At 61.3% G+C, this 13,603-nt stretch carries 16 protein-coding genes, 6 tRNA genes and 1 rRNA gene; all 23 read right to left on the minus strand.

Going from position 1 to position 13,603, the window contains the following annotated elements; genetic code table 11:
* Positions 1-102: 102 nt before the first annotated feature.
* Positions 103-900 (minus strand): class D sortase, encoded by a 798-nt coding sequence (locus H8S34_RS11740; protein WP_186964065.1) that lies wholly within the window; start codon positions 898-900, stop codon positions 103-105.
* Positions 897-1,814, minus strand: a complete 918-nt coding sequence (locus H8S34_RS11745) for a cell wall anchor protein (protein WP_186964066.1) — start codon at positions 1,812-1,814, stop codon at positions 897-899. The genes H8S34_RS11740 and H8S34_RS11745 overlap by 4 nt, the downstream gene beginning before the upstream one ends.
* Complete coding sequence (locus H8S34_RS11750) at positions 1,811-2,470, minus strand: hypothetical protein (RefSeq protein ID WP_186964067.1); 660 nt, start codon at positions 2,468-2,470, stop codon at positions 1,811-1,813. The genes H8S34_RS11745 and H8S34_RS11750 overlap by 4 nt, the downstream gene beginning before the upstream one ends.
* Before the next feature lie 14 nt (positions 2,471-2,484).
* Positions 2,485-3,219, minus strand: a complete 735-nt coding sequence (locus H8S34_RS11755; RefSeq protein ID WP_186964068.1) for a DUF3849 domain-containing protein — start codon at positions 3,217-3,219, stop codon at positions 2,485-2,487.
* Positions 3,212-3,583, minus strand: coding sequence for a hypothetical protein (locus H8S34_RS11760; RefSeq protein WP_186964069.1), 372 nt, complete (start codon positions 3,581-3,583; stop codon positions 3,212-3,214). The genes H8S34_RS11755 and H8S34_RS11760 overlap by 8 nt, the downstream gene beginning before the upstream one ends.
* Before the next feature lie 22 nt (positions 3,584-3,605).
* The gene (locus H8S34_RS11765; RefSeq protein WP_186964070.1) at positions 3,606-4,619 is read right to left on the minus strand and encodes a DNA adenine methylase; all 1,014 of its coding nucleotides are present in this window, start codon (positions 4,617-4,619) and stop codon (positions 3,606-3,608) included.
* Positions 4,603-4,926 (minus strand): hypothetical protein, encoded by a 324-nt coding sequence (locus H8S34_RS11770; RefSeq protein ID WP_087359992.1) that lies wholly within the window; start codon positions 4,924-4,926, stop codon positions 4,603-4,605. Before H8S34_RS11770 ends, H8S34_RS11765 begins: the two co-directional genes overlap by 17 nt.
* A gap of 109 nt (positions 4,927-5,035) precedes the next feature.
* A complete protein-coding gene (locus H8S34_RS11775; RefSeq protein WP_186964071.1) occupies positions 5,036-6,034 on the minus strand; it encodes a hypothetical protein in 999 nt (332 codons plus the stop codon).
* Positions 6,035-6,040: 6 nt separating this feature from the next.
* Positions 6,041-7,210 carry an antirestriction protein ArdA gene (locus H8S34_RS11780; protein WP_186964072.1) on the minus strand — a complete coding sequence of 390 codons (1,170 nt, stop codon included), beginning with the start codon at positions 7,208-7,210 and terminating at the stop codon, positions 6,041-6,043.
* Positions 7,203-8,054 (minus strand): DUF4314 domain-containing protein, encoded by an 852-nt coding sequence (locus H8S34_RS11785; RefSeq protein WP_186964073.1) that lies wholly within the window; start codon positions 8,052-8,054, stop codon positions 7,203-7,205. The genes H8S34_RS11780 and H8S34_RS11785 overlap by 8 nt, the downstream gene beginning before the upstream one ends.
* Before the next feature lie 192 nt (positions 8,055-8,246).
* On the minus strand, positions 8,247-8,957 hold the full coding sequence (locus H8S34_RS11790) for a hypothetical protein (protein ID WP_186964074.1): 711 nt from the start codon (positions 8,955-8,957) through the stop codon (positions 8,247-8,249).
* Between the two features lie 17 nt (positions 8,958-8,974).
* Positions 8,975-9,910 (minus strand): hypothetical protein, encoded by a 936-nt coding sequence (locus tag H8S34_RS11795; protein ID WP_186964075.1) that lies wholly within the window; start codon positions 9,908-9,910, stop codon positions 8,975-8,977.
* The gene (locus tag H8S34_RS11800; RefSeq protein WP_186964076.1) at positions 9,907-10,593 is read right to left on the minus strand and encodes a hypothetical protein; all 687 of its coding nucleotides are present in this window, start codon (positions 10,591-10,593) and stop codon (positions 9,907-9,909) included. The genes H8S34_RS11795 and H8S34_RS11800 overlap by 4 nt, the downstream gene beginning before the upstream one ends.
* A 7-nt stretch (positions 10,594-10,600) precedes the next feature.
* The gene (locus H8S34_RS11805; protein ID WP_138308692.1) at positions 10,601-10,876 is read right to left on the minus strand and encodes a hypothetical protein; all 276 of its coding nucleotides are present in this window, start codon (positions 10,874-10,876) and stop codon (positions 10,601-10,603) included.
* 158 nt (positions 10,877-11,034) lie between these two features.
* Positions 11,035-11,463 carry a hypothetical protein gene (locus tag H8S34_RS11810; RefSeq protein ID WP_009261467.1) on the minus strand — a complete coding sequence of 143 codons (429 nt, stop codon included), beginning with the start codon at positions 11,461-11,463 and terminating at the stop codon, positions 11,035-11,037.
* A gap of 161 nt (positions 11,464-11,624) precedes the next feature.
* Positions 11,625-12,287: a hypothetical protein gene (locus H8S34_RS11815; protein ID WP_186964077.1), complete on the minus strand. Its 663-nt coding sequence runs from the start codon at positions 12,285-12,287 to the stop codon at positions 11,625-11,627.
* 428 nt (positions 12,288-12,715) lie between these two features.
* A tRNA-Thr gene (locus H8S34_RS11820) sits at positions 12,716-12,791 on the minus strand.
* A 3-nt stretch (positions 12,792-12,794) separates the two neighbouring features.
* Positions 12,795-12,871: transfer RNA gene (locus H8S34_RS11825), tRNA-Asp, on the minus strand.
* Positions 12,872-12,910: 39 nt separating this feature from the next.
* Positions 12,911-12,986 (minus strand) — tRNA-Trp (locus H8S34_RS11830).
* Positions 12,987-12,989: 3 nt separating this feature from the next.
* Positions 12,990-13,066 (minus strand) — tRNA-Ile (locus tag H8S34_RS11835).
* 76 nt (positions 13,067-13,142) lie between these two features.
* Positions 13,143-13,218 (minus strand) — tRNA-Asn (locus H8S34_RS11840).
* 41 nt (positions 13,219-13,259) lie between these two features.
* A 5S ribosomal RNA gene (gene rrf / locus H8S34_RS11845) occupies positions 13,260-13,375 on the minus strand.
* Between the two features lie 113 nt (positions 13,376-13,488).
* Positions 13,489-13,563, minus strand: a tRNA-Glu gene (locus H8S34_RS11850).
* Between the last annotated feature and the right edge of the window lie 40 nt (positions 13,564-13,603).

Consider the following 13,603-nt stretch of genomic DNA (forward strand, 5'->3'; position numbering starts at 1 on the left):
TTCTTGTGTTCCTTACAGCAACAACATACCGGAAATCTGGGGAAAAGTCTACAGCAAAGAGCAGTCCCCTGTGGAGAAAATGAGCCCGGAAACTCAAGCAGGTTACACAACCTCCACCGCCTGCACCTGCCAGCGGTAGGCCCTCTGATTACGCACGCAGGTGTAGAGAGTGAGCATGTTCTCGATAGAAGGGGCGGTGCCGCTGGTATCCGTCTCCTTGACCTTCTGTACACTGGTGACCTCATAGGTGCGGACGCCCAGCTTGGTGGTCCAGGTGATGGTATCTCCCCGTTCCAGGGTGTGAAGATCCCCAAAGTCATCCCGTACCCCCCGGTTGTGCCCGGCGATGGCGCAGTTTCCATCCCAGATGCTGGTGCCTTTGAAATGTCCCGCGCCCTTCATGAGCGTGGAGCTGTCTGTACCCTCATAGACCCGCACGCTCAGGCCGATGGCGGGGATTCTCAATGTCCCCAGGTATCCGCTGGAATAGTAGAGATCCGAGGTCACCGGGGTATAGCCTAGGGAGGTGGTCTGCTCCTCCTCGGTAGCCGGAGTGGAGCTGTTGGTATCTACAGAGGGCGGGAACACGATGGGTGTCCCGCTGCCGTTGACGGTGCCCACTGCCATGCCCTCCGGGGCCAGGTTGGGGGTAAGCCAGGTTCCGGTGTTCAGGGTATCCGCACTGGCGCTTCCAAAGCCCGGCGGGATGAGGGCGGCATTCTTGCTGATGTCCTCATTTTTCAGGGCCCCGCTATCTGCCGTATGTACCACCTCCACCGAGGTAGGTTTGCCGAAGTCCGGCCCCTCCGGCGCGTCAATGGCGTAATCTAAAGCACCCGCCGGAGTGGCCATAGCTGCCGCCAGGCAGGCGGCCAGGCAAAGGGTGGTCAGCTTCTTCATTCCGTATCCTCCTCCTTGAATTCCCGGCGCCGTTTGACGAACAGGCAGGCTCCAATCACGCCGCCCACAGCAAAGACCACGCCCAGCGGGAGCAGGATGGCCGCCCAGTTAAACTGGGCCAGGCCGTCCCCAGGCTCCTCCATGGGTACGGTGGGCTCCAGGGGTTCCCCCTCAAAAATTGCAACGTAACGCACCCGGTTCAGGGCAATGCGGCTGACGGTACCGGTGTAGTCTGCCGTGACGGTATATCCGGTGACATAGCTGCTGGTGGCGGTGCCGGTATAGGTGGCCACGGCGGTGTAGCGGTCTCCAATGGCGTAGCCGGACATGCCGGTGGTGTTGTCCGTCCGCCAGTCAATGTTCTGGAGGGTGAGGGTACGCCCGTCCTCCTCGATGCTCTTGGGGATGCTGGCGGTGTCCTGGCTGGCCAGGTTGGGGTAGGAACGGGTGGCGGACACCTGCCGGGTGGAGCTGCCGTAGCCCGCCGCCGCCACCTGGACAGTGTCCAGCTGGAGGGACAGGGTACCGGACAGTCCGTCCTCTGTGACGAACTCCTTCTCCTGGGGCAGAAGGGTCAGGATGGACTCCATATCCTTGCTTTTACTCTCCAACGATACCGTCTCCGTGTGCGGACGGCTCTCATGCTCCGGCAACTCCTGCTGGAGCAGGTCTGTCAGGGTGTAGTGGAAGCCGTCCTGCTCAAAATCTGACCGGGGGATACCGGCCGGGTCCTGCTCCGGGGACAGGTCGTAGACCTTCCGGATCTCTGTGCCGTCCTCACTGCGTGTGACGGAGGTTGGGTAACAGACCTGCACCTCGGGCACTTCGGGGAAGGGCTCCGCCGCCAGGGCGGTGGGGAGCAGCGCCGCGGCTATCAACAGGCCGGCGGCGCATCTCAGAATGGTGTGTTTCACGATGGGGTTCCTCCTTCACATTTTGTCATATTTTGCTCCAGCCGCTCCAGGGTGCGCCGGGCCAGGAGGCGAAACTCCCAGGGCTCCAGCTCCAGGGGGCGGTAGTCGCCTTTGTCCGTGATGCCGTCCGCCCGCACCTTGAGCACCAAGGGGAATACGGCGGCGTGCTCTTTGAGCACCGTGGGGGCCAGCCAGCCCTTGCCGGCCAGATACACCCACCGGAGGGCGGAGGCAGGATCACCGGGGACGTCGGGCCAGAGGTATTTCCCCGCCAGCTTCTTGCGGCGCTGCTTCTTGTTGACGGGGATGGGTGCCAGGATCTTGCCCTCAATTTGGTAGCGAAGGCCAAGCTCCTCTACACAGGCGCGGACAGCCTGTCTTGCCTCCGGCTTATCTGCCCAGACAGGCAGCGGCTCCCCAAGCTCTGTGGCCAGCACGTCCTCCCCCTCTGGATCATCTGGGAAGAGGGGCACGTTCTTCACCATCTCCAGCACGTGGAAGCCGTCCGTCAGCCCCAGCACCTTCCGCTTGGTGATCGGGATGCCCCGGTAGTGCGCCAGGGCCTCCCCCAGCTCCGGGCGCTGCCGGATCGTCCAGCCTTTCTGTAGGAAGCCGCCCCGGCCCAGCCGCAGGTCATCCATGGTGTAGTAAGTCATGCTCATGATCCTCCTTATCCCATTCTCATACTGCACATGGAGGGCTTGTCCTGCCGCCCCTGGCTGCGCAGCGCCAGCAAAGGTTTCCGGGCCCAGTCCGGAAGAAGCTCATCCTGGAGTGCGCCGGCGAAATTGGTTCGGTTCCAGCAGGCCTGCTCCCCATCTGCCAGCCGGGTGGCGCGTATGGAGCCGACAATGGAATCGGGATTGCATCCGGGGCCGTCATGGGCATACCAAAGCTGGCCCTGGGGACTCCAGCAGGGCTCGTCCAGTACTGCGGGTGACAGCACCAGAACCCTGCCGGTATAGTCCAGTTGGTGCCTGGAATTGGGTATGCAGTGTTCCAGCTCAAACAGGCCCAACGACTGGCAGAATTTACGGTATTGAGTGACAAAGCAGTCCAGTACCGCCGGACTGCCCGGTACCACATAATCGCCGTTGTACCCGTCCAATGGGATATAGAACTGTCTGGCCCACACCTGGTTGGCCGGGCTGAACAGTCCGGGCCACCAGTTCAGGTGTTGGAGCGTATTGGCCAGAACCCATGCAGTCCGCTGGCCGCCAAACTTATGGATGATTTCGGCCATGCAGTCCGTGTCTGAAGCCGCGCTGTCCTCGCAGGCCTGGACGGCGCCACTGAGGGCGTCCCCGCAGGCAATGTTCGCCCGTTGGCTGGCCTGCCAGAGCGGCAGCTCACCACGGCGGCGGGCCTCCTCCAAACTGTAGAGGTAAAGGTTGCTCTTACCCATGCTTATTCGCCTCTTGGCTGAGCAGGCAGCCCAGCCTGTCCAGTTCCACACCACAGTGCTCCAGCATGGACAGATAGGCGCTGTCGTATCTCTGAAGTGGGTTGCGCAGTTTCGAGTGGGGCAGCTCCTTCGCTCCGTGGCTTTTCAGAGCCAGCAGGGTAATGAAGTGTACGGCCCGGTCATGGAGCAGATGGACGGCAGACAGCAGCTCCGCGGCGGAGGGCTCCTGTCGGGTGAGCACCACGCAGCCATGTCCTGCATGGAGGGTCAGCCGCTCCGCATCCTCCAGTCCGGAGAGCTGGAGGGCGGCCCGGGGGATGGCCAGGGTCTTCTTGCTTGTGTCATGGCAGATGGTAAATTTCATCTTCTGTTTTCACCTCGTATTCTTAGTCCTGCGGCCAGTCCCGCACCCGGGGCAGCCGCCCGGCGGGGGCGGACAGGATCCGCAGCTCCGGCCGGTCGCTGGACACCCGTCCGAGGTCATCCAGCAGGGAGAGCTGGCGGTTGAGCATGGGGCCGGGGTCAAAGTTGGTCATGAGCAGCTCGTGGTACCTGGCGTCCTCCTGCCGGGCCATGGGGTTGGGGCGGTCAAAGCCCACAATGTAAAAGTCCGGGGCGAAGAGGTCCAGAATGTCCGGATGGCTGTTATAGGACAGAACGATGTGGCTGTCCCGCGCCGCCGGGGCGCACAGGCAGTCGTGGAGCCGGACGTGGTCCCGGAGGTCGAAGGAGGGGGCGTACATCCTCTCCGCCTCCAGATAGGGCGGGTCCGCGTAGATCACCGCGCCGGGCCGGGCGTACTGCCGGACTACGTCGCAGCAGTCCTTGTTCTCCACCACCACGCCCTGGAGCGCGTCTGAGGCGCGTCGGAGCAGTCCGAGGAAGCGGCGCAGCTCCACGCTGCGCCCGCCGAAGCTGTTTCCGGTGGCACTGTAGCTGTACCGGATGCTCAGATAGTAGGCCGCAGCCCGCTGTACGTCCGGCAGGTTGGCCCGGCCCACCAGGAGCTTCTTCACCGCCTGCCTGTCCATGGGCGGGAAGTAGTCCTCTGTGATCTGGAGCTCCTCCTCCAGGTAGTCCATGGGGTCATACTCGTGGTTGAGGAAGCGGAGCACCACCTCGAAGTCCGCCCGGGCATGGAGGGGCAGGAAGTCCAGCTCCCTGAGCAGCGCCAGGGGCCGGTCCCTGGCACAGCGGAACAGGTTGACCAGATCCACATCCACGTCGTTATACACCCGGAGCGGGGCATACCCGACGCCCAGACCCAGAGTCACCGCGCCGCTGCCGCCGCAGACCTCCAGCAGGCGGGGCGCCTTCCTGGGGAGCAGTTGAAAGATATAGGGGAGCAGGAACAGCTTCCCGCCTACCCAGGGGAAGAAGGGCTTAGCGATCCGCCTCACCTCCCCCGGGCAGACGGAAGGCGCCCATGGCCCGGATCATGCCCGAGGATGCCATCCGCAGCCCGAGCTCCATCCTTTGGAGCTGAAGGATTGTGGTATACACCTCCCCGCTGTTTGCGGGGTAGAAGTAGCCGGTGCGGTCGCTGCAGATAGGCTCCCCGTTTACCCGCAGGTTGTGGACCAGCTTCCGCAGCTCTGTCCCGCTGGTACGGAACACCTTCACCAGCCTCTCCCCGCCCACGGCGTTCCGCTGGCCAAGGCAGTGCTTCTTCAGGTACTTCAGAAGCTCTTTTTCTTTTTCTCTCATGACGTCCTCCTCTGGGCCGTCCTCCCGAAAAAGGGCACAAAAAACAGGGGCCGCTGTCCCCTCCGGGAAAACGGCCCCTGTTTCGTTTTGATATAGATTTGATCTGGGGTTACATCTGCTGCATCTGCATAGGCGCCCGAATCTGAGCATGCGGGCCGAGAATGTAGGCCCTGCCGTCCGCTGTCTGGGTATAGCCCTTGTTCCGCAGCAAATCCAGCCCGTACTGTTCCAGGTTGAAGCAACCGGCAACTGCCGTGTCCAGCGTACTCCCTGCCGACCGCAGCTCCGCTTTCGCAACGTCCTGAAGCTGGTCTGTATATACCACATGGTAGCGGTTCAGGTGCTGAGCAACCTCCAGGGCTGCGGGCAGGGTGGTGCAGCCCTCATGCTCCAGGGCCCAGAGGTAGGTCTGGAGGAAATCTTTCTGCCCCTGGTTCTGTTCCTGGAGAATGAACCCTAGGTTCTGGCCGTCGTAGATCAGATCCTCCAGCCGGCCGGCATAGGCGTCCTCCAGCCCGGTGATGCCCGGCAGGCTGCACCGAGCTTCCAGCAGGGTGCACCCCCGGATGGTCTGTACGCCCAAAGCGTCCAGGGCCAGCTGGATCTCCCCCGGCCTCACGTCCATGATGTCGTTGTAGTCCGGCAGGGCCAGCCACACCCCATCCGGCACCGCGGAGGATGCCAGTTTCAGCCGTAGGCTCCAGCTGTAGTCCGGCTCCGGCAGGGCGATGCCGTCGTATACTTCTGGCTGCTCCCGCTCCGGGTATACCACATAGCAGCCTCCCACGAACAGGCCGGGGTGCTGTGCCTCATACTGCCTGCCCAGCTTGTCCAGGTCGATATAGTCCCGCAGCGCCAGAAGCCTTGTATCATTCTCCTCCAGGTAGTACAGGCCTAGATCCTCATAACTCTGGATGCCGCCCAACACCTCATACCCGTCCAGGCTGGTCAGCAGGCTGACCGCCTCTGTACTGTCCTGGGCGGGATGGCGCTGGAGGGCCGCGTCCAGGGCGATCCCCTCCCGCACCGTTAACATCTCCAGCCGTTCCCGCAGCCATGCCTGCTCCTCCGGCCTACCTGGGAGCTTTGTCAGTTCTTCTCTGTTCAATCGTCGTCACCCCATCCCCATGCCGCCCAGCATACGCTGAGGTGGCAGCGGTTCCTGCACCGGCCGGCCATCCACCCGGGTTAGCAGGCCGTAGTCTGTCAGCTCGCCCCCGTACTGCTGGATCAGCGCCTCGCCGTAGCCGTAGAGGTTCAGGTACCGGCACAGCAGGGCGGCATTCTCCTCCCCCATGGAGCGGCGCAGCTCCCCACGGGCCACGTCCTCCGGGGAGGCGGCGGCCCAATTCAGATTGTAGGCGTCCAGCCGTTCTGTCAGGGCCATGGCATCCTCCAGGCTGGTGGGAGGCGACGCCTCCAGTACCGCCTTGTACTTGATCAGCTTCAGCGGCTCCCGGTCCTCCAGCACGGTCAGCCGGATGGCCAGGCAGTTCAGGGTATCCAGCCGCTCCGGCGTGGCCCACGCTTCCGGAATCTGGGGCACCAGGCTGTGGAAGGCGGTGACGGTGCAGTTGGAGATGCCCACAGCCTCCATCTGGTCACGCACCTCCACCAGCTCCTGTCCGGCAGGGAGGGTGAGCTCCGCCCGTTCCTCCCCGAGCCGGAGCTCCAGCCGAAAGAAGCCAGTCGGGGCCTCCGGCGCGCGGCGGGGTTCCTGGCCCTTTTCGGGCTTCCAGTTCCCATCCGGTACCACATACCCCTGCCTGGTGAATACACCGCCCTCCGACTGACGGACCCGGCGGCCCAGGAGCCGGAAGTCCAGCAGTTCAAACACCTTGTCCGGCACATCCTTCACCTCGGGGATGGAACCGTTTGCCGCGTAAACCCGGCCCAACGAGGCGTCATCCGTGGCCTCGGGCACCACCTGGCAGTGCTCCGCCTGTTCCGCCAATGCGGCAAACATGCGCAGAGGGATGATACCGCTCCGGCTGCTTTCCAGCCTAACCAGCCCCTCGAAAGCAGTGCGCTGCCGGCTGTCCAGGCTGGCCAGCCGCTCCGCCAGGGCGTTGAGCGCCGGGAAATCCTCTCCCGACTGGAGGGTGGGAAACAGGCAGGTGAACTCCCCGTAATCCCCTATCTCCCAGAGAATGGCCGTATCCGGCGCCGGCCGCAGCCGATCCCAGGCGTCCAGCACGGCGTAGGGCTCCGCGGGAAGCGCCAAGGTGGTGTAGGCCCCGTTGTCCGGGTTGGACAGGGCCACCTCAAACACCTTATTATCCAAATGCCATTCCCCCCATCGTCGTTCCGTGTTTTATATCCTTCGCCTCGCCCTGCGGACAAGGCTCACTCATTCCGCAGGAACTCCTCTCCCCTCCGAACCCGCTGTGCTGGGCTTCGGTGGGGATCCCGTCATCGGGTGACTCCTGGACCTGCTGCGGCCCGAACCGCTCCGCCTCCGTCTGGATGCTCCAGCCCTCCGATTGCCACAGGTGGACGTAGAGCTCCCCACCGTCCACCTGGATCTCCCGCTGCTCGAACCCCTCGCCCCAGCCGTCTGACGCCTGGCCGCTGAGGTAGCCCTTTAGGCTTGTCAGTTCCTCCGGAGAGAGCCGACCGATGACCTGGCACTCGGCCACACCCCACAGCCGGCCGGCCCGGACCTCTGCCGTAATCACGGCGGAGCGCACCTTGGCGTCCAGGCTGTCCTGCTTACCATACCAGTGCATGAGCCCCCGCTCCGTCTCCTCCGGCATCCGGTTTTTTACCAAGGCGCTCAGGATGCTGCCCTCATAGTCCAGAAGCGTTCTGCCGTCCCATTCCTCACCCGTCTCATCCCAATCTCCCCACTCATTCCGGGCATAGAAGCTGGCGGTGAGGGGCATGTACAGCTTGAGCAGACTTGGTTCCGGCGGGTGGACGGAGAACATCTCCTCCCCAAGGGTCAGGATACGTTCACCTCCATCGCTCTGCCGGACATGAAACCGGCCCTCGTCATCGATGTGCTCCAGAGTACCAGCCTCCTTCAACGTGTTTCTGGGATCATCCAGCTTCCAGGTCTGGATCCGGCTGCCCGCGGGGAACTGGCCCCGTAGGAAATCCAGCCACTCCTTCGATACATCCTGCATAATGATCTGCCTCCCTTCATTTTGCCGCAAGTGTCATTCGGATAGAAAAGGCCGGCTTCCAAAGCGGAAGCCGGCCTTCAACGGGGTTCTTGCGCATGCTCTGTTTTCTCTGATGGTTCATAGCTCTTTCCCGCCCTTTCTTCTGGTAAGCACACAACATACCACAGTGTGCCCGTGATATCCAGCAGTTTTTCACATCTGCTGGATGGCCGCCTGACGCTGGCTTCGCTCCAGCCACAGGGGATGATAAGCTATCTCTGTGATACCCAGGTCTGCATTGCAGGTGATATGGGCAGCCACGGCAGGGCAGGCCGGCGAGAGCTGGAACAACGCCTCGGTGAGCTCTGAGCCCAGGCCGTCCAGGATACAGTGGGGCCCGCCGGGCTTTTCGGCAAACTCCGGTTGATCCATGGTGAGGCGGGCCATGGCCTGGGTGGCGGATATGCCTGTTTCCCGGCCGTATGTGATGGCCCGCTTCAAGGCATGCTGCGGATTGAACCGCCCAAAGTCCATGGTGTAAAACCGCTGCTCCTGCCCGGACTCCGCAATGGTGCAGGTTGCAATCCGGCTGAGCTCCTCCGGCCGCTCCGGGCCAAAGAAGCCCATAAGCCGGCCCTCCTTTGCCAGGCCGGACACCTCTGCCGGTGTGCGCCCGGCCTGAAGGTAGACGGCAGCGGCGAACAGCTCGCTGGGCAGGGCGGCGTTTTGGTGCTGGATGATCTCATAGGCGCCCTGGAGGGTTTCCTCGCTGAAATTCCGCGCCACTACCCGCAGGGCGGTGAGCATATCGATGTACTCCGTCTCCGCACACTCCCGGTCAAAGCGGTACAGCGCCTCGGTGGTGACAGGGTTCGGCCTGGGAACCAGCTCATTGAGCTGCCGGATAAATTCTGTTTTCTGCATATTCTCTCCCCCTCGGTTCACATGGATAGCCCGCCCAGGGATGGCCCCTGGCTAGGCTGATTTTTGTCGGTCAGCAGTTGTACCAGGGTCTTCAAATCCTCCGGTGCAATCCGCTCCGCCGCCCGGCACAGCCGGTTGAGGCCATTGATGGACAGATGTTCCGATGGAATGCTGCGGATGACCTTGTCGGGCAGGGTGCTGCCCACTACCCTGGAGTGTACCTGGGGGCTGTCCCGTATACCGGTGCGACACAGGAGACGTTCCAGCCTGGCCGGGCTGTCCGGCAGAACCAGCAGAGTGCTCTGCCCCTCGCCGGAGGATGCCTCCAGGAGTATGACGAACTCCCGGTCAAGATAGTCCGGGAAGGGGCCGCCCTCCTTGTAGAGCTGTTCCAGCTCCATACCGTTATCATAGACCACCCCATAGGGGGTTACGGTACCGTGCTCGTTGAGGATCAACTTCAGGGCCTCCGCCCTGCCGTCTACCTGTTCCAGCTCGTCCACGGGCATGTGGCCGCCATGGAGCGTTAGGATGTGCGCCTTTCCGATGCCCTCTAGATCTGAGAATCTTGTAATTACCGTGGCCTGCTGGCAGCAGAAGGTAAGATTGATAAAGTCCGTCATATCAAACGTACCCAGCCTGACCGCCATAGCCTGGAACTGGGCGGCCTCATAGTCGTCAAAGCTGTCCAGCCGCCGGGCCAGGTAGTCCAGCTCGTCCAGATTGGCGCCCACCTTCTCCAGGCGCTTGAGGATGGGAAAGCCGCTCTCCAGCTCGTCCACCCGGCAGTCCCGTTTCAGGGGTGCTCCCAGTTCCTTAGCGGCCAGGCATTCCAGGGTGCGCTCATATTCCATGACGGGGATGGGAAAGGGGATGGTCACCTGGCCATACTCCGGGTGCGCCACGTTGCTCAGGACACAGCGCAGCACCGGCTGTCTGTTCTGTGTGGTCACATCTGCTGCCCTCCCATCTCCTGGCCATGGCGGGCAATGTAATCCGCCAGCGGTCTGGGGTTCTCCTCCCCATACAGGTCATAGACCATATCGTCCACCGCCTTGCGCACCGCCGGGTCATCCGTCAGGGTCTCAAAGCGGAAGCCGGTCCCATCCTTTGTGGGCAGCTCCTCCCGGATGGTCCGGAGGTAATCCTGCGGGGCTGTGAACTCCATGTGTTCGCCGTTGGCAAAGGACACCCGGCCCACCGGCCTGTCCAGTGTCTGCTGGCGCAGGTCATAGCAGTAAAGATAGCACTGGTATTCCCCGGGGCTGGGGGTACACCGGAGGCAGAAGCGGTAGTCGCCCATCTCCGCCAGATACCCATAGCTCCGACCGTCCTCCGTGATGGCCCCGCCGTTCTGCCGGCAGAATTGGCCCATAGAGGGCAGATCCTTCAACGGCCCATCCTCCCGCACGGCGTCCACAAACTGCTGCAGGGCCTCCTTGAACTCCGGCGTGTTGAACTGCTCCCCATTGTGAGGCCACCAGGTATGGTAAAACCCCTTGCCGCTGGAGCCAAAGTCCATCCGGACATGGCCCACTGTACCCAATGATCTGTCTGTCTGGTCATCTGAGTAGAATAAGCTGGCCTCCTCACGGGTGGCCGGCCGCAGGGAAAAGCAGTTGCTATTTGGTTTCACCGCGAAATCACTCCTCTTTCACTTCTTGTGTCACCTGCCTGTCCGGGGCATTGAGCCGCCGCATCTCCGAGCGCAGGCACTTCCCGTCCTTTCCCCAGCAGAAGAAGCCGTTGGCGGGGTAGGGGCAGCCCACGCAGAGGGGGGAGCGGGTGCATACCGGCCTGGGCGGCGGTTCCGCCGGGTGCTCCGGGGCGTACGACTTGTGGGCGCAGAAATGAAATAAAATCTGGGCATAGAAAAAGGCGGCGCCTGATTTGGCGCTGCCCTCACATGGACGGTTCAAGATTTGCTCCCTACTTTCTATTAGATATTGCGCTGCCGCCGGCAGTTAGCCTCGCCCTGGGTCAGAGCGGCCTTTCCACTCCAGCGGAAGTAAACGGTCCTTCTCTGTCGCAAGGGCGAGGGGCTGTCCAAGGACAGCCCCTCCTGTATGCTTCCGTCTTAGGGCTTGGATAGCCCGCACTCTGCGATCCAACTATCCAGGTTCAGGCTTTCCGCCATGAGAAGGGCCAGCTTGTGCATCGCCGCCCGGTCTTGGGCATCCTCCAGCCTGGCCGTCGTCTCAAACAGGCCCCAGAGCAGTTCGGCAATCATCTTGCCGTCGTAAGGCTTCAGCAGTTCGCTGTTGGGCAGAGCGTCCTCGCTGCTCCCGCTGCGCAGAAGCTGCCGTTCTCTTTCAATCAGCTCCAGGCTGGCCTGCAGGCTCTCCCGGGGCACTCCCCAGGCTTTGGCAATCAGCTTCACGCCTGCCTCCATGGGAGCCTCATCCCCGATCTTGTCCGGCCCGCCCAGCGCCAGGGCATTGATTGCCTCCTCAGTTATCTGCTGAAGCAGCTTCTCCGGCGCGGGATGCTTCTCAATCTGTTTCATACGTGTGTCCTCCTCGTTATTTTTTGGTGGGCTTCTGACCACAACAATACCCGCTTTTGCGGGATAAAGCTATCACCATACGTAACGAAAAAAATGCCGCAAACCAAGCGATACCAACAATTTCTGTATAGAAAAAAGCGGCGCCTGATTTGGCACCGCCCTCATATGGACTGTCCAAGCTTCTGACTTTCGCTCTGCATCTGATCCTGGGTTCTTTCCGGCAGCTGGGCTGTGATCTGATCCAGGAGGCGCCGGCATTGGAACTCCTGCTGGTAGGAGGCGGGGCCCTCTCCATAGAGGAAGCCCTGCACCGCCTGGCGCAGCCCCTCCAGCTGCTCCCGGTCAAAGACCCGTTCCCTGGCCACCAGCCCGGAGCGGAGGGCGAAGTCCTCCCTGGCGCCCTGATAGTCCTCCATGTAGTAGTGGCCGTTGTTGACCCCGCTCCGGTCATAGTCCCGGGCCCAGGTGACGAACTGGGCCCCCAGCAGCGTCTCTGTCCCGGCCAGCACTGTGCCGTTGAACTCTGCCAGCACCCGGTAACCGTCCGCCAGGCCATCCGCCTTCAGAGGTGCGGCATTCTCCAGAAGTGTCATGTACTCCATCACCGTCCCCGCCGCCTCCGTGACCTGGGCCAGGGCGGCCTTTGCCCTGCTGGTGTCCACCCAGGTGGGGTCATACCGGACGACGCCGCTCTCCGTGACCCGGCACAGGATGCGGCCGTTCCACTCCACCGGGAGCAGGCCGTCCTCCTCCAGCGAACGGGGCAGCAGCTCCCGCCGTCGCAGGGCGTAGGACAGCTCTTCGAAATAGGTTTTGGCGGTCATATTCATATTCCTCCTTTGGACTCAGCGTCCTTTTTCGATTATCGTTCTGTACCCCTGCCCGGGAATTTCACCATACCATCATCTCTATAAAAATCTATTCAGCAAAGCGGACACAAAAGTGTGCGCCCTTTTTGAACTTCCTGGGCAACAAAAAAGCGCCGGTCTGATGGTTGTGAAACCAACAAACCGACGCGCTACTTTTTGTATATATTTTTTCCTCCATTTGGCGGCCTTGGAGCCTGAAAAAGGGCGCAGGGGAGGGTTAACCGGTATTTTATGGAGCAATCCGGGGGGCAATGTCCTTCTGTGGCTCCATAAACCTCGAAAATATCTTTTTTTCCAGAACGCAAATTTCAGGAAAATAAAAAAGCCACACCCTCTGATACTCTAAGCGTTCCGCTTAAAATATCCAGATTGGTGTGGCTTTATGGAGCTGCTATCCGGATTTGAACCGGAGACCTCATCCTTACCAAGGATGTGCTCTACCTACTGAGCTACAGCAGCAAATGGCGACGCGGAAGGGACTTGAACCCTCGACCTCCGGCGTGACAGGCCGGCGTTCTAACCAACTGAACTACCGCGCCATTTCTACTCTATATCATCAGCGTTTACTGTTTTTTCTGTGGCAGGGGCAGAAGGAATCGAACCCTCGGCACGCGGTTTTGGAGACCGCTGCTCTACCTGCTGAGCTATACCCCTACATGGTGGGCCTTCACGGGCTCGAACCGTGGACCGACCGGTTATGAGCCGGCTGCTCTAACCAACTGAGCTAAAGGCCCATTACCGGTGTTCGGTTCTTCGTAAGAAGAGAATGGCTTGCCGCCATGATTCGTGACGGCAAGCCGCACTCGTTTCTGGCTCCCCCTGTTGGACTCGAACCAACGACCCTGCGGTTAACAGCCGCATGCTCTACCGACTGAGCTAAGGAGGAATATAAAAGGGTCCGGTCTGGTCAGACCAGACCCTCTCTTGTGTTGGCATTACCTATTTTCCCGGTCCGTCTCCAGACAAGTATCTTCGGCGCAGGTGAGCTTAACTTCCGTGTTCGGAATGGGAACGGGTGGACCCTCACCGCAATCAACACCAACTTACTTTTCTCCGAGAAGAAAAGTAAGCAAAAGAAATTTTATTTCTTCTCCTTACCGTTCTTCTCAACGATAAGCTATTATATTCAATTTTCATCTCTTTGTCAAGAGAAAATTGGTGACCCGTACGGGAATCGAACCCATGTTTGCGGCGTGAGAGGCCGCCGTCTTAACCGCTTGACCAACGGGCCATTGGTGCACCTTCAGGGATTCGAACCCGGGACCCACTGA

The sequence above is a fragment of the Pseudoflavonifractor hominis genome (assembly GCF_014288125.1).
Classification (GTDB): domain Bacteria; phylum Bacillota; class Clostridia; order Oscillospirales; family Oscillospiraceae; genus Pseudoflavonifractor_A; species Pseudoflavonifractor_A gallinarum.

Bases quoted from the DNA above. Each gene is read 5' to 3' on its own strand.
- H8S34_RS11815 (WP_186964077.1), bottom strand. From the start codon at position 12,287: ATGACCGCCAAAACCTATTTCGAAGAGCTGTCCTACGCCCTGCGACGG.
- H8S34_RS11750 (WP_186964067.1), bottom strand. From the start codon at position 2,470: ATGACTTACTACACCATGGATGACCTGCGGCTGGGCCGGGGCGGCTTC.
- H8S34_RS11785 (WP_186964073.1), bottom strand. From the start codon at position 8,054: ATGCAGGATGTATCGAAGGAGTGGCTGGATTTCCTACGGGGCCAGTTC.
- H8S34_RS11755 (WP_186964068.1), bottom strand. From the start codon at position 3,219: ATGGGTAAGAGCAACCTTTACCTCTACAGTTTGGAGGAGGCCCGCCGC.
- H8S34_RS11770 (WP_087359992.1), bottom strand. From the start codon at position 4,926: ATGAGAGAAAAAGAAAAAGAGCTTCTGAAGTACCTGAAGAAGCACTGC.
- H8S34_RS11810 (WP_009261467.1), bottom strand. From the start codon at position 11,463: ATGAAACAGATTGAGAAGCATCCCGCGCCGGAGAAGCTGCTTCAGCAG.
- H8S34_RS11740 (WP_186964065.1), bottom strand. From the start codon at position 900: ATGAAGAAGCTGACCACCCTTTGCCTGGCCGCCTGCCTGGCGGCAGCT.
- H8S34_RS11790 (WP_186964074.1), bottom strand. From the start codon at position 8,957: ATGCAGAAAACAGAATTTATCCGGCAGCTCAATGAGCTGGTTCCCAGG.
- H8S34_RS11760 (WP_186964069.1), bottom strand. From the start codon at position 3,583: ATGAAATTTACCATCTGCCATGACACAAGCAAGAAGACCCTGGCCATC.